General features: G+C 39.9%; 11 protein-coding genes and 2 tRNA genes. 7 read left to right on the top strand and 6 right to left on the bottom strand.

Annotation, left to right across the window (positions count from 1 at the left end):
• The first annotated feature begins 164 nt into the window (after nt 1-164).
• Entirely contained in the window at nt 165-1,742 is a 1,578-nt protein-coding gene (locus tag SYJ56_RS24475; protein WP_323838795.1) for an NAD(P)/FAD-dependent oxidoreductase, read from the top strand.
• Between the two features lie 263 nt (nt 1,743-2,005).
• Here SYJ56_RS24475 and SYJ56_RS24470 read toward each other — a convergent pair whose 3' ends face one another.
• The 5 genes from SYJ56_RS24470 to SYJ56_RS24450 form a co-directional block, all read right to left on the bottom strand.
• On the bottom strand, nt 2,006-2,326 hold the full coding sequence (locus SYJ56_RS24470; protein WP_323838794.1) for an endonuclease domain-containing protein: 321 nt from the start codon (nt 2,324-2,326) through the stop codon (nt 2,006-2,008).
• A gap of 646 nt (nt 2,327-2,972) precedes the next feature.
• On the bottom strand, nt 2,973-3,407 hold the full coding sequence (locus SYJ56_RS24465; RefSeq protein ID WP_323838793.1) for a hypothetical protein: 435 nt from the start codon (nt 3,405-3,407) through the stop codon (nt 2,973-2,975).
• A 56-nt stretch (nt 3,408-3,463) separates the two neighbouring features.
• Nucleotides 3,464-4,645 (bottom strand): class I SAM-dependent rRNA methyltransferase, encoded by a 1,182-nt coding sequence (locus tag SYJ56_RS24460; RefSeq protein WP_323838792.1) that lies wholly within the window; start codon nt 4,643-4,645, stop codon nt 3,464-3,466.
• Nucleotides 4,646-4,714: 69 nt separating this feature from the next.
• Entirely contained in the window at nt 4,715-5,881 is a 1,167-nt protein-coding gene (locus tag SYJ56_RS24455; RefSeq protein ID WP_323838791.1) for a GNAT family N-acetyltransferase, read from the bottom strand.
• Nucleotides 5,882-6,086: 205 nt separating this feature from the next.
• Nucleotides 6,087-7,712, bottom strand: coding sequence for an ABC-F family ATP-binding cassette domain-containing protein (locus SYJ56_RS24450; protein ID WP_323838790.1), 1,626 nt, complete (start codon nt 7,710-7,712; stop codon nt 6,087-6,089).
• A 213-nt stretch (nt 7,713-7,925) separates the two neighbouring features.
• Between SYJ56_RS24450 and SYJ56_RS24445 the strand changes: the two genes are divergently transcribed.
• The 6 genes from SYJ56_RS24445 to SYJ56_RS24420 all read left to right on the top strand — a co-directional run bounded on the left by SYJ56_RS24445 (nt 7,926) and on the right by SYJ56_RS24420 (nt 19,357).
• On the top strand, nt 7,926-10,979 hold the full coding sequence (locus SYJ56_RS24445) for a PKD domain-containing protein (protein WP_323838789.1): 3,054 nt from the start codon (nt 7,926-7,928) through the stop codon (nt 10,977-10,979).
• A gap of 243 nt (nt 10,980-11,222) precedes the next feature.
• Nucleotides 11,223-12,569, top strand: a complete 1,347-nt coding sequence (locus SYJ56_RS24440; RefSeq protein WP_323838788.1) for an L-lactate permease — start codon at nt 11,223-11,225, stop codon at nt 12,567-12,569.
• Nucleotides 12,570-12,890: 321 nt separating this feature from the next.
• The gene (gene galE, locus SYJ56_RS24435; RefSeq protein WP_323838787.1) at nt 12,891-13,898 is read left to right on the top strand and encodes a UDP-glucose 4-epimerase GalE; all 1,008 of its coding nucleotides are present in this window, start codon (nt 12,891-12,893) and stop codon (nt 13,896-13,898) included.
• Nucleotides 13,899-14,213: 315 nt separating this feature from the next.
• Nucleotides 14,214-18,560, top strand: a complete 4,347-nt coding sequence (locus tag SYJ56_RS24430; RefSeq protein ID WP_323838786.1) for a PAS domain-containing hybrid sensor histidine kinase/response regulator — start codon at nt 14,214-14,216, stop codon at nt 18,558-18,560.
• 476 nt (nt 18,561-19,036) lie between these two features.
• Nucleotides 19,037-19,110: transfer RNA gene (locus SYJ56_RS24425), tRNA-Asp, on the top strand.
• Between the two features lie 173 nt (nt 19,111-19,283).
• Nucleotides 19,284-19,357: transfer RNA gene (locus SYJ56_RS24420), tRNA-Asp, on the top strand.
• 196 nt (nt 19,358-19,553) lie between these two features.
• On the opposite strand, the gene SYJ56_RS24415 is transcribed toward SYJ56_RS24420, so the two are convergent.
• Complete coding sequence (locus tag SYJ56_RS24415) at nt 19,554-21,032, bottom strand: pyridoxal phosphate-dependent decarboxylase family protein (protein ID WP_323838785.1); 1,479 nt, start codon at nt 21,030-21,032, stop codon at nt 19,554-19,556.
• Nucleotides 21,033-21,848 lie beyond the last annotated feature (816 nt).

The following is a 21,848-nucleotide window of genomic DNA, read 5'->3' as shown; positions in this document are numbered from 1 at the left end:
ACTAATAACTCCCGATAGCTATCGGGATAACCAACAACTGATACCAGTTCATCTGTTGAAACTGCCGCGGCTGGTTCCTCACCTCGCAGTGACGTTGCTAATAACCAACTGACACCCAAAAACCTTATCTTTGCAATCCCCTTTTTAAGGATAACTACCTTACAATGAAAAAAGAATTCAACTTACAATTGAGCCCTCATGAGGCATATGACCCTATCACTTTTCAGGAAGTAGTACGCAAGAAAGCTGGCCTTCCAGCAGATTCAACTGAGGCGATTGCCAGACAAGTAAAACGTTCAATTGATGCTAGAGGCAGAAACGTAAAGGTGAATATCCAGGCTGAACTTTTTATCAAGGAAACTCCTCCAGCATTGCTTGATCACAAGCCGGAATACCAAAATGTAAGTAACGAAGACCCCATTATTATTGTAGGAGCAGGACCAGCTGGACTTTTTGCAGCACTTCGGGCGATAGAGCTTGGAGTAAAGCCTATTGTGATCGAGAGGGGAAAGGATGTCAAATCCCGCCGAAGAGATCTTGCGGCGATTAATAAGGAACATCTGGTGAATCCAGATTCCAATTATTGCTTTGGTGAGGGTGGGGCAGGCACCTATTCAGATGGAAAACTCTATACCAGATCTAAGAAGCGTGGAGATATTCGAAGGATCATGGAAATCCTTGTGGCACATGGTGCCACGGAAGAGATTCTAGTGGATGCACATCCTCATATCGGTACGAATAAACTTCCAAAATTGGTAGAAGACCTTCGGGAAAGCATCAAGCAATTTGGTGGAGAAGTAGTATTTGACACCCGTGTGGAAGATTTTATTCTGGAAGGAAATGAGATTAAAGGTGTAGTGACTCAGCACGGGGACAAAATCACAGGAATAGGAGTGATACTTGCTACAGGTCACTCAGCCCGGGATATTTTTCAATTGCTCCACAGCAAGCAAATAACCATTGAAGCCAAACCTTTCGCATTAGGGGTAAGAATTGAGCATAGTCAAACCCTTATCGACAGCATTCAATACCACTGTGGTTTAGATCGGGGACCTTATCTACCCGCTTCTGCTTATTCATTGGTTCATCAGACTGAATTCAGAAAAAAGCAGCGAGGGGTTTTTAGTTTTTGCATGTGTCCAGGTGGTTTTATAGTTCCTGCCGCCACTTCTCCGGGAGAATTAGTGGTAAATGGAATGAGTCCAAGTCGCAGGGATGGTAAGTTTGCCAATTCTGGAATTGTGGTTTCGGTGGAATTAGAAGATTTACCTGAATATCAAAAGTTTGGTCCATTAGCCGCTATGGAGTTTCAGGCAGCTATTGAGAGAAAAGCTTGGGAGGCAGGAGGAAAAACCCAAGTGGCTCCAGCTCAACGCATGGTGGATTTTGTAGACAAAAAAGTAAGTTCCAGCTTGCTCGACACATCTTATCAGCCAGGCCTGAATTCAGTGGAAATGAGAAGTGTATTGCCGGATTTTATTTCAGAGCGTCTGGCTATGGCTTTTAAGGCTTTTGGTAATAAAATGAAGGGGTACTATACCAATGATGCTCAGTTGATTGGCCTTGAAAGTAGAACCTCTTCGCCAGTTAGAATACCACGTGATCGGGAATCTTTTGAGCATGTTCAGATCAAGCGGCTTTACCCATGTGGAGAAGGCGCTGGATATGCAGGAGGAATAGTGTCCGCAGCCATGGATGGGGAGAGATGCGCGGAACGTTTGATTGAAGCATATGTGAAGTGAAGGAGGAGCTGTAAAAGGTTAAATAGTTAAATGGTTAAAGGTTTAAAGTTTAATGCTTAAATCTGGGGAGTAAATATCGCTTCGAACGGTTTCGAAATAAGAGATAGCTCTTAAATTAGCAGATCGTTTGTTTTATGGCGCGGTTTAATGAGGAACCGAGCATTATTCTAATTTGTGTGTTATATCTGATTTAAATTTCTATGGACGAGTCAGAGGTTCAAATTTGAGGTACTCCCCCTTTACAAAGGGGGTAGGGGGATTTGTTATTTAAAACAGCTTCTAGAAACTCCGTTTCTATCTTCCCAATTATCTATGAAAAAATTTAATTCACCGAGAACATAACCCATGTTTTTCTTTACGTCTATGTCAAGAAACCTGATGAAGTTTAAACCAAGATTCTCCAGGATTTGTTGACGTCTCAGATCTTCAATTACAGCTTCCTCATTAAAATGTGAATCACCATCGATTTCAATAACTAGATTTAATTTTTTGCAGTAAAAATCAACAATAAAATTGTTGAGGGGCTTTTGTCTATTGAAATTATAGCCTCGAAATTGACTAGCTCGAATTTTTTGCCATAACAATATTTCAGAAAGAGTGCTGTGAGCCCTTAATTCCCGCGAGTATTCTCTCAGAGAATATATTGTAAGGTAAAAAATGCATAATAGTAAGTTAGAAGATTACTCTGTTTTATTTCATGAATTCACAATAAAAATCCCCCTCTCCCCCTTTGACAAAATGAAGTTGACCTAACCTAGTGAGAGGATTCAAGGGGGAGTTGGCACCAGTTGGATAATAGCGTGGTGCTAAAAGTTCATAGGCTTTTATGCAAAAAACACCGAGATGTTGATCATTGCTAAAGGCAAGTTATTTATTTGAAGGTTTTAAACTAATTGTTTTTCTGTGTGATTAAATATTAAAGCATTGATTGTTAAAGGTTTAACGAAAGGCATGAAAGGGGTAGATCCATGTTGAGCTTTGCAGGTTGTTCATGATAGTTTCAGCATCGAAATGAGATACCAAAGCATTATTTTAATTTTGTGAGGTATAACTTTTAAATCTCTAAGGACTGGTCAGAGGTTCAAATTTGAGGTACTCCCCCTTTACAAAGGGGGCAAGGGGGATTTTTTACAAGTGATATCCTATTTTTTCATAAAATGCATTTAGTCTAAATAAGAAAGAGGCAACATATCACACGTTACCTCTTTCTGTTTTTAACACTTGAAAGCCTTATCCAATCCAAGTCGACCAAGGAAGTCTGGAAAGAATCAACACCAATCCAATGGCATACATCATGTAGATGCTTCTGAATTTAGAACGTGAAGTTCTCAGTTTCTTTGCCCGGATATAGCCAACAGATATTACTACTATCGCGATAATATTGATCAAAGGATGCTCAAGAGCAATTAATCTGGCTGCTGGGTCTGACATAGCCGAATCCGATTGTAGCATTTCCAAACCCAAAGGGCTGATAAAGTAAAGGATCAAACCTGCTAACAATTGGATGTGGGAAAGAACAAAAGCGATCAATCCAATTTTCCGGTCTTTCTCCGTGAATTCACGGTTAGATAGAGACCCGATGAGCATGTAAATAATGACCACTACCAAAGCAAGCAATGCCAGATAAGCGATTCCAGAATGAAGATGTTGTATTCCTGTGTACATAGTTAGATTTGATTGACTAAGCGAAAATAGGGGAAAAGAGGATAGAAACCCCTGAATTACTCCACAAAAAGCACTAAGCCTTTGAGGTATTCTGTTTCGGGATGGAAAATATTGATCGGATGATCAGCAGGCTGAGTGACCTGGTGAAGTATTTTTACTTTTCTGCCACATTCCAGTGCTGCTGCGGTGACGGTATTTCGGAAAAGTGCTTTGTCCACTACCTGACTACAGGAGAAGGTAAATAGAATTCCACCAGATTTGATTTTCTTCAAGGCCTCAGCATTCAGTCGTTTATACGCTTGTACCGCATTATGTCTGGCTTTTAGGTTTTTGGCAAAAGCCGGGGGATCCAGCACAATCACATCGTAGTCATCACCAATTTCACGGATGTACTTGACTACATCAGCCACCTTAGACTCATGCTTTCCTTGGATTTCCGGATTGAGATGTACATTCTCTTCAGTCAGTTCTATGGCTTTAGTAGAGATGTCCACAGAATGAACTTCCGCAGCCCCTTCCATTAGTGCTAAAACTGAAAAGCCCCCGGAGTAACAGAAGGTGTTTAATACTTTTTTCCCCTTTGAATAGGAGGCAAGTAGCTTCCTGTTTTCTCGCTGATCAATGAAAAAGCCGGTTTTCTGTCCTTTTTCCCAATCAATTTTATAAGTCGCTCCAAATTCTTGAACCAAGTCGGTTTTGGGTTGACCGAGAACCCATTCATTGGAAGTAATACCCAGATTCTTTGGCAAGGTCTCAGCACTTTTGTCGTAAACGCCTGAGATTTGCTCTCCATAAGCCGATTTGATTGCTTGGGCGATTTCCTTAAGATGTGCATGCATGCCAATCTGATGCGCCTGGATCACAGCCGTACCATTATAAAAATCCACGACCAATCCTGGTAGTAAATCTCCCTCACCATGGATCAATCGGTAAACATTAGTATGATCATTATCAGTAAGTCCAAGGCTTTTTCTTAAAGAAAGTGCTGAAGCTATTTTCTCATTCCAAAAGGCCTGGTCGATTTTCCGCTCTTCAAAAGAGATAACCCGAACCATAATGGAGCCTTCGGTAAAATGACCTATTCCCAAAAACTCATCTTTCGAAGAGAAAACGGAAACCAATTGACCATTTTCGAGATCAGCGTCTTTTTGGAAAATAGCTCCAGAAAATACCCAGTGATGCCGTCTTTTTATAGAAATTTCTTTGCCGTGTTTGAGTATGATTTTAGGATAGTTCATGTGTGACTTGGGGTTAATCTTAGGAAAAAGAGGCTAAGAGAATGCGGCAATTAAATTCATTTAATCGTTTTATATTATCAAATCTTTTTTGAATACTTTAGATATAGTTAAAAACCCATGCTTGTTTAAAAAATTATGAGCAGAAATATTATTTAAATTGCTTTCTGCATAAATTGTGGGAATGTTCTTCCTATCAAGTTCTTTAAATACCCAATTAATCATTTCGTTCCCAATTCCAAGTCTCCTATAATCTTCAGATATTACTATGTCTGATAATGTTGCGTAAACCCCATTTGGGGAATCAAAATATTCTAAAAATATAAAGCCGACTAAAACGCCTTCTGCCGTATGCGTCGAGATTAAATTTCCAGCTTCACTATTTTCTAATACATCTGTGAAATCATTTATTAATTTTGAGTTCAAATTGGTTACCCATTCTGTTGAGTTTATTGCTCGCCCATATTGAATTTCCCCATGAGATATATAATTATTGGTAGTATTTTCAATAAAAAAATCTACATATTTTTGAATGCTATATTTGTCTTGAATATATGTGATTTCAATAGGCTTGTTGATTGATCTAGTTGTTTCTGATGTTAACATTTTTCTTGACTTATTAAAGTCTTTGTAAACTCTTTTTTGTTCCTCTGAACCAGAAAGCCAATATTTGATAACATCACAGTCTAGGACAAAAGCAACAAAATTATAAAATTTCTCTTCTATAAAATCTGGATTTGTATGTTCTTTTGTAATTTCTATTCCTCCAGACATTATATTTCTTAGATCTATAATATAGTGATTATTAACGTCTTCCCAAATTATTGGAAAGCCAGGTGCTGTAACCAAAGAATGAAACCAAGCAACCCAAGAACTAAAAAGATCCGGAGGTAATATTTTATCTTTGGACTTTCTAAATTTTATAGCTAGTTCAAAGAGATTGAGCATTTGGCAAACATAGTTCATTAAAACCAAGTATTCTGCTGTCCCCTTTTTTGGGATGTCGATATCTTTTTCCCATAAAGGTCTTATAACATCTACGTTTGTGGCTTCAAATCTAAATAGATCTATTGAAGCTAATTCTAGTTTTAAATATACCTCTCTATTTGCAAGTTTTTTGAATGTTAATTTTCTTAGCCTAAGAGTTATTATAAAGGTTAATATAGTTATTGTGAATCCTACTATTGGGATAAAATTTGAAGAAAAGTCTATATTTTCAAAAATTCCAAGTAAAATCATAATTTTTTTAAATAAAGATGAAATAAAAAAAAATTAAATAATATTTATATATAAAATGAATATATGCGTAGGGAGAAATGTTTAAGAAATAGCTATTTCTGATTTATAATTAATCCTAATATTAAATTGAATATATGTTAGTATATTTTAGCTAATATAGTTTGTTGCGTTGAGTTTAAATTTATAACGATTGATCAGGCATGATTTATTGAGTAGACTTACCGTACATCTTTTCCCTCAATGCCTTGATTTCCTCGCTTTCAAGATAAGCTTCATAAGGCATCCTCCTATCAATCGTTCCGTTTGGAGTGAATTCTACGATTCTATTTGCTGAAGACTGTACAAAAGCATGGTCATAAGATGTCATCAATACCGTACCAGTAAAATCAATGATTGCGTTGTTGAATGCTGTAATCGATTCCAGATCCAAATGGTTGGTAGGTTCGTCCATTACCAGAAGGTTTGGATTCTGTAGCATCATCTTGGAGATCATACAGCGAACTTTTTCACCCCCGGAAAGTACTGAACACTTTTTCAGTGATTCCTCGCCCGTGAAGAGCATTCTTCCCAAGAAGGTTCTTACATAAGCTTCTTCCTGATTTCCAGAGAACTGCCGTAGCCATTCGATCAGGGAAATATCTGTTTTGAAAAATTCAGAGTTATCGTTTGGCAAATAGGCTTTGTTGATGGTAACTCCCCATTTGAAACTTCCTTTTGTAGCAGGAATTTCCTCCATGATCGTTTGGAAGAATTTATTCACCGCCTGCTTAGTCTTCGAGATAAAAGCAATTTTATCGCCTTTGTCCACCATCAGGTTTACGTCAGTGAAGTAAGTCACTCCATCAGCTTTCAATTCCAGGTTTTCAGTCATGAAAATCTGATCTCCGGCCTCTCTTTCAGGTTTGAAAATGATACCCGGATATTTTCTCATCGAAGGCTCAATCTCATCGATGTTCAATTTCTCAATCATCTTCTTACGTGCCGTAGCCTGCTTTGACTTGGCGACGTTGGCAGAGAAGCGATCAATAAATGCCTGCAATTCCTTTTTCTTGTCTTCAGCCTTCTTGTTGGAATCAGAACGCTGCTTCAATGCGAGTTGAGAAGATTCGTACCAGAAGGTATAGTTACCTGAGTAGATTTTTATTTTCCCAAAGTCAATATCTACGATATGCGTAGAAACTGAATCCAGGAAGTGTCTATCGTGGGATACTACGATCACCAGGTTTTTGAAATCCAACAGGAAGTTTTCCAACCATTCGATGGTAGATGCATCCAAATCATTGGTAGGCTCATCGAGAATCAAAATATCCGGATTTCCGAAAAGCGCCTGAGCAAGTAAAACCCGCACTTTCTGATTACCGGCAAGATCTTTCATCTGCATGTAATGCAGGTCTTCGGTGATCCCTAGACCGGAAAGGAGGGCTGCCGCATCAGACTCGGCATTCCAGCCATCCATTTCAGCAAAATCAGCTTCCAATTGAGAAGCGCGCAAGCCATCTTCTTCGGTGAAATCTTCCTTCATGTAGATGGCATCCTTTTCCTCCATAATGGCATAAAGCGTCTTGTGCCCCATAAGGACAGTTTTTAAGACTTCCACTTCATCAAAACCGAAGTGATTTTGACTCAATACAGCCATTCGCTGACCAGGAGTGATGCTGATACCCCCACTTGTACTATCAATTTCACCGGAAAGGATTTTCAAAAAAGTTGACTTTCCGGCGCCGTTAGCCCCGATCACCCCATAGCAATTGCCAGGGTTGAACTTTAGGGAAACTTCATCGAAAAGGGTTCGTTTACCAAATTTGAGGGAAAGGTTATCTACTGAAATCATAAAGGTGTTTCTTCTTTTTTGAGGCGCAAAGATAGGGATTAAATATGTGAAGACTTAGTGATTTCCAAGCTTTGAAGGGCGAGATTCTGGTTTGTTATGGATAGGGTGCTTTATTTTTATCAGTTCGCTATATTAGGATATTAAAGGGTTTTCTAATTCTGGATGGTGAGATTTTACCGTATTGTTTCTTTAGTTCTATCGCTGCAATTTCTTGTGACGATATCCTATGGTCAAATCTCTACCATCGGGAAAGAGTTTTGGGTGGGATTTATGGAAAATAACCGTATTCTGCCCGGAGCTCCTGATCGGGCAATGTTAGAAATAACAGCTATTGAAGATGCTACCATTACTATTGAATATCTTGGGCAAACTAGAACTGCCACCTTAGCACAAGGCGGAAGATTCAGTTTGATTCTTGATTCCCAGGATTTTGATGTGCTCCATAGGGGCTCAAACCGAGTTGAAAACAAAGGGATTTATATCAGTTCAACTGGGGACTTGACGGTTTATGCTTTTAATGAAAGGATCAGAAGTGCCGACGGTACAGTTGTCTTGCCTGTGGGAGCCTTAGGGAAAGACTATTTGGTCACTTCTCACTTCGAGAGACTCACACATCCTGTAGAATACGATGGTAATGTTGATAATGAAAGTAGTCTGTTAGTAATTGCCACAGAAGATAATACTCAAATAGAAATCACTAAAAGCAATGGTTCTGCACCTCTTGAAATAGCATTGGATCGTGGTCAGAGCTACCAGATTAAAGATAGATTTGACCTGACTGGTTCCCGGGTCAGAGTGATAGGAGATGATGCTAATTCATGTAAAAAAATTGCTGTGTTTGGAGGGAACAAGTGGACATCAGTGGGTAATTGTGGCGCAGCAAATGATAATCTTTTTCAACAAGCATACCCGGTAACCACTTGGGGGAACTCCTATATCCATGTAGCATTAGAGGGAAGGACATCAGGTGAATTGGTGAAAGTTTTGGCATCGGAGGACAACACTGAAGTATTTGTAAACGGCAACAGCCGGGGTGTAATAAATGCTGCTAAGTTTCTGACTTTGGATTTTAAAGCTGGCGAAACAGTCTCCATCACCACTTCAAAACCATCTTCGGTCACTGTATTTTCCAAGAGCCAAGGATGTAATCAGATTGGGGATCCAAGATATGATCAAGGTGATCCTTTTATGATTACCTACAGTCCAAATCAACAATTACTGAAGGATGTGAAGTTTTCTGCTCTCTCATTGCAGTCCATTCAAGCGCACTACGTAAGTATTATAGTTCCTGCCGGAGCTCAGGCTTCTACCATTTTAGATGGAAGGAATATTGGCGCTTCTTTTTCACAGGTTCCAGGGAATCCCTCCTTTTATTTTGCAAGGGTTCTTATTCCCCAAGGAGTCCATCAATTGACAAACCCAGAAGGCTTTATTGCCTATGTATATGGATTTGGGTTTTTGGAATCCTATGGATACGCAGTGGGAGCAGCGTTGGATAATCTGAATTTTGAAATAAAAGCCGAGTATGAATTTGAAGTGGAAGGTGAACGGGTAGCTTGTCTAGACCAAGAAGGAACTTGGAGTATTACTCCAGAAAATGAAGCGTTTACTTATTTCACCTGGGATTTTGGTGATGGATCTGCGCTCCAAGAGGGTCAAGAAGTGACTCATACTTTTGATACTCCCGGGATATACGAGGTGACAGTCACTGCATCCATCAGTCCCAATACCTGCGATCAGCAGGAAGAAGAGACATTCCAAGTAGAGGTATTGGAATCAAAGGCGGAACTGATAGGACCACAATCAGTTTGCCCTGATGTGGAAGAATTAGTTTACAAGCTCACGTCCAAAGAAAACATAAAGTCAGTAAGTTTCGAAGTGGAGGGTGGAACGATTGTTCAAAATTATGGGGATTCAGTTTTAGTCAATTGGGGTCCGGCCAATCCATCTGCTAAAATCATCGCCACTCCTTTAAATACCAATGGCTGTTTGGTTGAGCCTATTTCTCTGGATGTGATTATCAATATTCTGCTGGACGCTGAAGACCCGATTGGAAATTTAGATGTTTGTTTTGATCCCCTCACTACACATTTCTATGCCGCACCAAATCCTTCAGATGGTCGTGGATATGAGTGGAGCGTAATTGGAGGAGAAATTATTTCTGGACAAAATCAACCAACAGTTGAAATAAGTTGGAACGTACCTGGGACAATCGGGACTGTAAGCTATACTACCTATAGTTTAATTGACCAATCCTGCGAGGGAACCTCAAATCCCTTGGAAGTGAAAGTAGAAGACGAGTTTTTGCTTTCTGTTGGCAGCATGGAGGATGTGAAATGTTTTGGGGAAACTAACGGAAGGATAGTTCTGGATATCCAAGGCGGAGTAGCACCATTTGAATTTACTTGGTCTCATGATCCTGATTTGAATGAGTCATCCGCGGTGGATTTGCCTGTCGGAACTTATTCTGTCACTGTAGTAGATCAATTAGGCTGCGAAAGAGTATTGGAAAGCCTGGAAATCACAGCTCCTGCTTTGCTAGAGGTTGCTTCCCTTAGTGTAGAGGGAGTAAGTTGCTATGGAAAAGAGGATGGGGTTTTAAATTTGACTGTAATAGGTGGCACGGCTCCTTACACGATTGAGTTAGAAGATGGAATTGAATTTACGGGTCAATTGAATTTGACTGATGTTGAACAAGGGATTTATGAACTTGCTGTGGTAGATCAAAATGGTTGCTCTATACCACTTAATTTTGAGATTACATCTCCTGCAGCTTTAGAGGTGGATGTGAGATTGACCAAACCAGCCTGTCCTGGAGTTAGTAATGGCGAATTGTTTGCTTTTCCTGCAGGAGGCAAAGCTCCCTATATCTACTTTTGGGAGGACGGAAATGCCGCCAGCAATACTCTTACTGGTTTATCAAAAGGAGCTTACACTATCTCAGTCTTAGACGCTACTGGCTGTGTAAGTTTGGGTACTGGACTGGTATCAGAACAGGCTCCGGACGTACGAATGCCAACGGGTTTTAACCCGACGAGAGATGGAGGCCTGTTTGCAGGTGTATCAAATTGTGAAATCAACTTTAACCTTTGGGTTTTTAACAGATGGGGGCAATTAATTTACTCCGGAGCAGAAGGCTGGAATGGATTGGTGAATGGAGAAAATGCCACTCAAGGAACTTACACCTTCCTGATGCAGCATAGCTTTGCATTAGATGGAGAGATTCAGACTGTAGAAAAGAGGGGAAGCTTTTTGCTAATCAGGTAGCTTAAGAAGGTTATGTGTTGTTCTTGGATTTGTTGGAGACTTGGCTCAATAACCAAGCTTGCCGAGGCCATTTTGGAAAATAACGCTTACTGGTTCGAAAGCGGAGAGTCACATAGAAAACAACGCCCATTAATTTTAGGGCGGATAATCAGAAAACTAGTGGAATACTGGCTATTGCTATTGTAGTTTGCTGCTTTGTTTACCGGAGGTTTTCTTTTTAGAAAATTATGGCTTGGGGCATTGATGGGATGTATTATCCTGATAGTAGGCAAAACGCTCTTTACTGAAGGAGAAATCCTCGCACCCTTGGCAAATGGAGCTATTGTCTCAGTGGAATTGATCCTACTTCTTTTTGGGGCTTACCTATTTTATAATACATTATCTTCCTTAAACCAGTTTGGGGATTTTGTTAAATCAACTTCTGCCCTTTCTTCCCGGCTTACAGTTGCAATTATGTTATGTTGGTTTCTGGGGAGCTTTATGGAAGGAATTGCTGGTTTTGGAATACCCGCAATGCTGATCGCCCCACTTATGTTGGCTGTCGGATACAAGCCACTTACAAGTGTTGTCCTTCCGTTGGCTGCGGATACCACTGCAGTGACGTTTGGAGCACTGGGCACCCCGATCAATGTTGGATTGAATATTTATTCTATTAGCCCTGAAGTATCCCATACGGTGATACTAAATCTGCTGCCTGCTCTTATCGTTCCGTTTGGCCTGGCCTGGTTATATGGCAAAACCGAGAAGAAAAAGGTAGTTTGGAAAGCTGAATGGAAGATGTTGGTTAGTGCAGGTATTTGCTTTGCTGTTCCTTACGGAGTGGTGGGGCAATTCAGCGTGGAATACCCGTCGGTTGTTGCAGGATTGGTTGGATTGATCCCGTTCGTCTGGTTGTCAGTCCCCAAAAAGGAGAGGCCTCCTAAAAAGGTTTGGTTTAAAACATTTTATCCTTATCTACTATTTGTCTTGTTGCTCATTCCGGCTAACTATATGTTGGGACGCTTTGAATTATCCCTAGGTGAGGGCCTCAAAGCAATTTCCCTGTATCAGCCAGGACTAGTATTTATCGTTGCAGCAATTTTGTACTTAAGGACAGCTTCCCAACGAGATCTGTTAGTGCAATTTTTTAAGCAGGCGAAAAGTATCCTTCATGGCCTCACCATGCCTATTTTCACCATTCTTTTTCTAGTTTTCTTTGCGCAGTTAATGCGCCAAAATTTGGCTTTGGCTGTAGAGCAGGTCTTTGCTGAAGTTTCAGGGGGCACATCCCTTGGATTAGTGCCCTTTGCCGGGATGTTGGGAAGCTTTGTGACCGGAAGTGCTACTATGAGCGTGTTGCTGTTCAACAGCTCGGTGATGACACTATTTCCACCGGGTGAACCTGCATATCTTAGGCTCGCATTGCTGCTTACTGGCTCAGCAATAGGAAATGCAATTTCCTTTCAAAACATTGTTATGGTACAATCGGTAGTAGGACAGCCTGTAAGTACTTCCAAGATGCTTACAACAAACCTGAAATTTGTCCTAATATATCTTTTGGTGGTGTTTATGGAGGGCTTTGTGATTTCCAACTTTTCTATTCCAGAGTGATTTGGGCGGACAATATTTAGGAGGATTGGGGATGCAGATAGTATGGATATTAGAAGTATATTTTTCTAAATGTTTATCCTCATTTCTACCAGTAGGGATTAAAAAGCACAGTAAGAAATGGTAAACTTAAGAATCAAGTGACAATCAAATTCAGGCAAGGTCAAAGGTACTTCCGTTCCCTGTCTTCGGTCTTCCGTCCACTTAAGCAAAGCATCACTTTCAACATTACAGATAATCATATTTTCCGATAACTCTTATCAGAAAAGAATTCGAAAATCCATCCATTTGGATAGTTTTGCACAAGCAAACTTTTATACATACATGAAGAAGATTTTAATAACGGGAGGAGCCGGATACATTGGTTCTCATACAGCAGTCGAGTTGGTTAAATCAGGTTTTGACCCGATCATTATTGATGATTTGTCAAATTCTGAAGCTAAAGTGGTGGATAGACTTGAAGAAATCATTGGCAGAAGACTTACTTTTTATAAGGGAGATTGCAGCGATCTTAGTCTATTAAATCAAATTGCTGCAGAGCATGACATCACGGGTGTTATTCATTTTGCGGCTTTCAAAGCTGTGGGAGAAAGCACTGTCCAGCCGTTAAAGTATTATCAAAATAACATAAACTCTCTGTTGACCATACTTCAATTCATGAAGTCTAAACAGATAAAAGATTTGGTTTTTTCTTCTTCCTGTACCGTTTATGGTCAACCAGAATTATTGCCTGTGACAGAGGAGACGCCAAGACAAGATGCAGAAAGTCCTTATGGTAACACGAAGAAAATCTGTGAGGATATTTTAGTGGATTTAGTAAAAAGTAGGGCTGGAATACGGGTGATTTCATTGCGCTATTTCAACCCGGTAGGAGCACATCCAAGCGGGAAAATAGGAGAATTACCAATAGGAACTCCTGCTAACTTGGTACCCTTCGTAACCCAAACTGCTGCTGGAATTCGTGAGAAGCTTACTGTGTTCGGTGATGATTACGATACGGTGGATGGATCTTGTGTCCGTGACTTTATTCATGTAATGGATTTGGCAGATGCACATGTGAAGGCATTGGCTTACCTAGGAGAGCAGAAGGATGATTTCTACGATGTGTTCAATGTAGGAACTGGAAATGGAAATACTGTATTGGAAGTGATCAGAACATTTGAGAAAGTCAATCGAGTAAAGGTGAACTTTGAAATCGGCCCAAGAAGACCCGGGGATGTTGTGAAGATCTGGGCAGATACCTCAAAAATCAATTCGGTACTTAATTGGCATCCAAGTTATTCGCTTGAAGATTCACTGAGAGATAGCTGGAATTGGCAAAAGTCATTGTAATTCTACTGGCTAAAAAGGCACCTAAATTCTTTAACTTTTATTACGACTCTCTTGATGGAAATAAAATCATCAAGAGAGTCTTTTTTTGTTTTAAACACTCAACTAGAGATGAAAATCGTAATCGTTTATTCAATAAACGTTTTAAAGTATATAGCTGTGATGACAGTAAAAAAATAGGTTGATTGCGATTGGGAAGGGTTTTTTATTACGGCTCAATTTATTTTTATTGTTCTTAAAGAGTCATAAGTTGCGACAATATTTAGTCAGGTTGTGACAAGATTCTGGTTACTAAATGCATACTATTAAAGTTTAGTTATGAGGAATAATTTTGGGCAGGGAGAAAGTGAATCAGATCAATTGCAAGTTCATAACTATCAAAATCTCGATGAAATTCAGGATATATCACTTTATAGGATTTGCCAGCTAAGTACTATTGTTAGTGCGACCACCAAATCCCTCATCTTAATTGAGGGTGATGCAGGCATAGGGTATAAAGCAGAAGTAGGTATCAGCGTTGACAGTGATGAGCTTATTTCCTTCTGTAAGGAGCAAACTTCAGCCAGTAAGGATTTAGTTAGCTGCGATAATATAGCTTCTCTTCCGCTTTCTGCAGAAATTTCCAGAATTTTTGCTGATTATGACATCAAGGCCTATGCTGGGCTCCCTTTACTGGGAGATCAATGCGAATGGCTTGGCTGTCTCTTTGTTTTTGAAAGCGATTCGATTTTGCTTAACGAAAAATCCATGACAGCGCTTCAATTGCTTGCCAATGAAGCAATGATCATTATTCAGGAGCGAAAGTTGATTGATGAGTATAGCAATGTGGAGAAGTTCTTTAATCTCTCCACTGATTTGATTTGCATCGCTGGTACAGATGGCTATTTCAAGAAAATCAATCCATCATTTACCCAATTGCTAGGCTGGGATAAAAAGACCTTGCTTACCCGGTCTTTTTTTGAACTGATACATCCAGATGATGTAAAGATGTCAATTCGTGAAGTCAAGAAATTAATGGATGGAGAGACTTCAATAAAATTTTCTCACAGATTTTTATGCAAAGAGGGTTCCTATAAGTTATTGACATGGGTTTCTACCCAAGACCCCAATACAGGGGATATTTTTAGCATTGCCAGGGATACGACTGAAGCCAAAGCTAAGGAAAAACAATTGGCGCAAAGCGAAGGTCGGCTAAGAGCTTTTTTTGAAAATTCACAGGGATTAATGTGTACTCATGACTTGAAAGGGGTATTTCTTTCTGTAAATGAGGCTGGAGCCAATAAAATTGGGTATACAGCGGAAGAATTGATAGGACGTAGTCTTTATGATATCGTACCCGAATATCGTCATACGTTGATAGACCAATATTTGCTTGTAGTCCAGAAAGAGGGGAAAGCAAGTGGACAGATGATCACACGGCATAAGGATGGTTCGGAGCTGATATGGATGTTTAATAATGTCGTAGAAAGTAATCATTGTGATGGGGGAGACTATGTGATCGGCAATGCCCTGGATATTTCGAAGCGGGTGCAACTGGAGAAAGAATTGTCTCAGGCTAGAATCCTTCTCGAAGAGACCGGAAAAGTAGCTAGGGTAGGAGGCTGGAATCTGGATATCAAGACGCAGCAGCTCACCTGGACTCCAATGACTAAGACTATTCATGAAGTTCCTGTAGACTTTGAACCAGAATTATCCACCGCAATTAATTTTTATAAAGAAGGAGAAAACAGGGCGAAGATCTCAACAGCACTGGAAAACGCAATGCGTACCGGTGAAGGTTGGAACTTAGAGTTGCAGCTTATCACCGCCAAAGGCAATGAATTGTGGGTCCGGGCGATAGGGAAGATAGAATTTGAAGAGGGGACCTGTGTCCGGATTTTTGGGACTTTTCAAGATATAGATGCAAGTAAGCGAGCTCAAATAGATCTGGAGCAAACCAAAAAGGTATTGGATGATGTGTTTAATGCCTCTTCGGAAGTCAGCATAATTGCAACAGATTTATCTGGTGTCATTACGGTTTTTAACACAGGCGCAGAGAAAATGTTGGGCTACACCGCAGAAGAAATGGTGGGCAAGCAAACTGCGGAGTGCATACATGATCCAACAGAAATGGAAGCACACCTGATAGAGCTAAAGAAGGAACTTGGAGATGAAATAAGTATCAAAGATGTGTTTACTGCTAGATCTGAGGGGGAAGGTATGGAGCAGCGTGTATGGACTTATATCACCAAGTATGGGGAGAGAAAAACAGTTTCCTTGGTAGTCACTCCAATTCGTGATGTTAATAATGTAACCAAAGGGCATTTAGGGGTTGCTAGAGATATCACAGAAGTGCGGAAAATGGAGTTGGAGCTCCTAAGTGAGAAGAGCCGTCTTTCAGCTTTTGTACTGCATGCACCAGCAGCTGTCGCCATGTTTGATAAGGGTATGAACTACATAGCTGCCAGCAATCGCTACATAGAGGATTATCACCTGGAAGGCAAAGAGCTTATAGGTAATTCACATTACGATATTTTCCCATCGGTAGCTGTTGGAAGGAAGGAGATTCATCAGCGGGTCCTAAAGGGAGCAATAGAAAGACAGGAAGAAGATTTAATTCCATTGCCAGGTTACCTAGAAGATCAATACGTGACTTGGGAATTGAGGCCTTGGTATATTACGGATAATGAAATCGGGGGTATTATGCTTTTCACTCAGAATGTCACTAGCACTGTAAAGCACCGTGAAGATTTAAAAAAGGCGAAAATTCAAGCTGAAGAAGCTAGTGTTGCCAAATCTGATTTTTTGGCAAATATGAGTCATGAGATCCGAACTCCTCTGAATGGTGTAATAGGATTTACGGATTTGCTGCTGAAAACAAAACTCAATGAAACCCAGCATCAATATTTATCAATAGTAAACCAATCAGGAAATACCCTATTGAATATTATCAATGATATTCTTGATTTTTCAAAAATAGAAGCAGGCCGTCTGGAGCTGGATATTGACAAGTTTGATCTGTACGAACTTTGCGCCCAGGCCACTGATATCATTACCTACCAAATTCAAAATAAGGGATTGGAGATGTTGCTAAATGTAGCGATAGATTTACCACGATTCGTCTATGCAGATTCGGTACGTCTTAAGCAAATTTTGGTAAATCTCTTGGGTAACGCTTCTAAGTTTACCGAAAGCGGAGAAATTGAATTGAAAATAGAAACGCTGGAATCTCAGGGTGATTATTACAAAATCCGCTTTGCTGTAAGAGATACCGGAATAGGAATCAAGCCGGAAAAACAATTAAAAATCTTCGAGGCCTTTTCGCAGGAAGATAGTTCTACAACAAAGAAATATGGTGGTACTGGGCTTGGATTGACTATTTCCAATAGCCTTCTCAGACTCATGGATAGCAGGCTGTATTTGACTAGTGAGGCGGGTGTAGGAAGTACATTCTATTTTGATGTTAGCTTGAAAACAGAGATAGGAGAACCTATCGATTGGTCTGATGTAGAGGATATAAAGAATGTACTAATTGTCGATGACAATGTAAATAATAGATTGATTGTAAGGCAAATGTTACTTTTAAAGAACATTCAGTCTAGAGAAGCTTCCAATGGGTTTGCAGCACTCCAGATATTGTCTACTGGAGAGCAGTTTGATGTGATACTAATGGATTATCACATGCCTTTTATGGATGGACTTGAAACGATCAGAAAGATTAGGGAGAGTTTTGCTTCATGGGCAGGAGAGCAGCCTATTATGTTGCTACACAGTTCTTCGGATGACCATAAAATCCTTGAAAGCTGTAAGGACCTTCGTATACGCCAACGTTTGATTAAGCCACTGAAGATTCATGATTTCTATCAGGCACTATCTAGACTTTATGCAACAGAGGTTGTTAAAGAGGAGCAACCCACTCCAGAGCCTATACATAAGGTAAGGGAATTTACTGTGTTGGTAGTGGAAGACAATCTGGTCAATATGCTTTTGGCTAAAACTATCATCAGAAAAATTGCCCCCACAGCCACTGTAGTAGAGGTGGTCAATGGGTTGGAAGCTGTGGAATACTGCCAAAATCAGTTTCCTGATATTATTCTGATGGACGTGCAGATGCCAGTTATGAATGGCTATGAAGCTACCAAGAATATTCGACTCTTAGAAAAGGATTCTCATGTGCCCATCATCGCCTTCACTGCAAGTTATTTAATGGGAGATCGCGAAAAATGCCTGATCTCCGGCATGGATGATTTTGTGGTCAAACCTGTAGTAGAAGAGACCTTAGAAGCGATGCTTACTAAGTGGTTGAATCACAAAGTTTCGAATTCAAGTTCTATTGATAATAAAGTCATTACAGTAGAGAACAGTCATTATGACCCGGAAAAGTTGCGCAGTTATACATCCGATGATGAGGAGTTTTTAGCCAGTATCAAGGTAGTGGTTAGGACAGAATTGACGAATTCTTTAAGTAATCTTCAGAAGTTAAGACAACTGGGCGATGAAACGCCTATTAATGAGACCGGGCATAAACTGTATGGAACGGCTATTTCATCCGGCATGGGGATTTTAGCCAAAATTGCTCATGAAATTGAGCATTTGGAAGAATTTAAATCTAATAGAGTAGAACAGTTGTTTCAAGAATTGGAAAGTGAAATTGCTTTAGTATTGAAGATGATGGATTCAGACTGAAAATTCAGAAAAGGTAAATGAAACAATACACATAGGCATATCATGGATGTTCTTAAATAGTATTTCTGTGGAACTGAATTCAAAAAATATCTCCTTGAATAAGAAGTTCATACGAAATAATAACGCAAATTTTCATATCTACTTTTGCATTAACGAATCTAAAACATACCTTTGCATCACTCAAAAACAGGGTAGTTGTAGAGAAATCTAAAGCAGTCCTGCAATTGCAGTAAACGGAGTGGTAGTTCAGCTGGTTAGATACTTGTCCCGACACATCGGGAAGGTCGCAAGTCAGGGTTCGGTTCATTCCGCTTGAATTTGATGAAAAAGTTCATCACTTAGTGACAATTAAAGATATTGGAGTGATACTTTAACTGGTTAGAAGCTTGTCCCGATTGCCGATACATCGGGAAGGTTGCAAGTTAGAGTTCACTCGAAGAGATAAGAAAGTTTGTCTCAATTTGATTAAAAATATTGGAGTGGTAGTTCAGCTGGTTAGAATGCCTGCCTGTCACGCAGGAGGTCGCGGGTTCGAGTCCCGTCCATTCCGCTTAATATTGATGAAAAAAGTTTATCAATTAGTGACAAATAGAATATTGGAGTGGTAGTTCATCCCGATAACTATCGGGAGGTTAGAATGCCTGTACCGATACATCGGTAAGGTCGCAAGAGAAGTCCATTTCATGGAGCTAAGAAAGCTTAGCCCAAGTTTATAAAAATATTGGAGTGGTAGTTCAGCTGGTTAGAATGCCTGCCTGTCACGCAGGAGGTCGCGGGTTCGAGTCCCGTCCATTCCGCTTAAAGCCTTAGAGAAATCTAAGGCTTTTTTGCATTTATACTACTTTGCAAATGTCCCCCATAGTCCTCGGTGAAGCTTGTGTTGGATAATGGCAGGTTTCACCCATGGCTACGACTCGGCACAAATGTATTAAGAAGTGCGACCCTTAAGGATCATTAATATTTGCAGTCAAAAAGTGATGTTTTGTTAGCGAATCAATGACTTTCCTGAAGATGCTTATGAAGTTTTCTCCCCTCGCGAATGATGATTTCAATGATTTCCTCAACATCTTTTTTCGAAGTCCTGAAATTGACAATACAACCTCTCAGACAATATTTCTCAAACACTACAGCGTTGGACAAAAATATTTCTCCACCCTTCTGCAGGACATTCAGGAGATTTTCATTTAAGGTGTTTAAATATGTATCACCCCATTTACCCTTCGGGAAATAGCGGAGCGTGGTTATACTGAGATTCTGCGTTATGGCTTCAAGCTCAGGATGCTTTTTTGCTTTTTCAAAGAAGTATTTTGAAATCTCAATGTCCTCATTGATCATTTGCACATAGCCATTTCTTCCAACTTGTTGTATGGCCATCCAAACTTTCAAAGCCCTGAAACCTCTTGAGTTTTGAAAACCATATTCATAAAAATTCATCGATGGTTCATCCTTGCTCTTTCCAAAATTGTAGTAAACCGGTTGCGAACTATAAGTATCAAGCAGATGCTGTGGATTTTTCACCAATGTACAGCCTACCTCAAGCGGTGCATAGAGCCATTTATGAGGATCTAGAGCGATGGAGTCTGCCTCTTCAATGCCGTCAAACATTCTTTTGTATTCCGGAATCGCTGCAGCGGGAATCCCATAAGCACCATCGATATGAAACCATAGGTCATATTTTTTGCAAATGGAAGCAATACCTGCAAGATCATCAACTACTCCGGTGCTGACGTCTCCGGCAGTTCCCACCACTATAAATGGTTTCAAACCTTTCTTAAGATCCTCTTCCATAGTCTGGACGAGAATGGCATTATCCATCTTATTTTCAGCATCAGTAGGTATCCATCGAATGGATTCGTAACCATGACCAAATAAGACCGCAGCTTTTTCAATCCAGGTATGGGTTGTCTTGGGACAGTAAACAATCATTTCTCCCGATATCCTCAGCAATCCTTCTTTTTTCATATTCTTTGGCGCCTTTGCCGTTCGGGCTGCCAGAAAGGCTGTGAAGTTTGCCATGTTACCTCCACTGACTAATATTCCACCATAATTTGGTGAAACACCAATAAACTCAGCCAACCATTTGATTGTCTGCTTCTCAATAGCCGTTGCCATCGGACTTAAAATATTGGCACCCATATTTGGATTTACTGCAGCGGCCAATAAATCTGCTAAGGCACCAATGGGTGCAGGAGATGAAGTGATGTAGCCTAGAAATTTCGGATGACCGTTGAGCAGGGAGTGATTCAACAGCAAATCAGTTGTTCTTGAAATTAACTCGGGGAGCGGAATGCCATTTTCCGGAAGTGTTGCCGTACCTAAAATATCTTGAATCTGCGTAGGAGTTTCAGCAGTGGTAACCAGCATTTGATCGATGCTGTTGATGAATTCAGCTATCAAATCTACCAATTGGTATCCGGCTTGTCTAAAATCCTCTTTGCTTATATCGATGGGGGTGTGTCGAGATGGTAACATGGTGTAGAAATTGGAAAAAGTCAACTTGTCATTGTTGCTATTTAAAGTAACAAATGTTTATGAAAAGAGCTATTCTTTGGTGGGTAGACGCATTAGCCAGAAAGCTGAAGACTAAGAATTAGGTTATCTCTCAATACTGACTATTTCTGTAAATGTCTACAGAGTTGATTCCTCTTCTAGTAATTATAATGTGTTCTCTCTAGAAAGCTTTTCGAATCATTTCTCTATTCCTCCATTAACCCTCGATAGCCTTCTGGATTGGGCTCCAATCTCTAATCCCTTAATCTTTTCTGGTGGTAAGAGCGTAGCCAACTTAAAATTCAGATTTACCTATTTCAATACTTCTACCTCTGGCAAAATCCTGTTCCGACGACTGTTTTGGGAGGATTTCCCTAATTCAATCCATACTTAATTCGGTATGTGCAATCATGAGAATACACACATAATTCTAAAAGCTAATGATTAATTAAAGTGGAATTAATTTTTAATCAACTTTTGCAATTTTAGATAGAGATTTCTTCATCTAGGCTTGATGAAGTTTTTTCAAGATGGATGTTTAATCGACCTAGTTTTGCAAATTAATTTTAAACCGTGATTATGCATTAGGAATAGAAAAATATTGATAATTGTTTGAATGGAGGATAAAAAAGGGGATTTTTAATAGGATCAACATTCACCAAAATGGTTAATCTTCCTATCGAATACTCAGACAAGCCAGTGACCCCATTTGGCGGGATGAGTCTGATGAAAAGATTTCTTGATCAGACAAAGATAAAGGAGTACCTGAGTAGCCTTGATTTACCCCAGCCCGGTTCC

The organism is Algoriphagus aurantiacus (genome assembly GCF_035156405.1).
GTDB lineage: Bacteria > Bacteroidota > Bacteroidia > Cytophagales > Cyclobacteriaceae > Algoriphagus > Algoriphagus aurantiacus.
The sequence above is the reverse complement of the archived record's forward strand: the minus strand, read 5'-3'. Positions and strand labels throughout refer to the sequence as shown.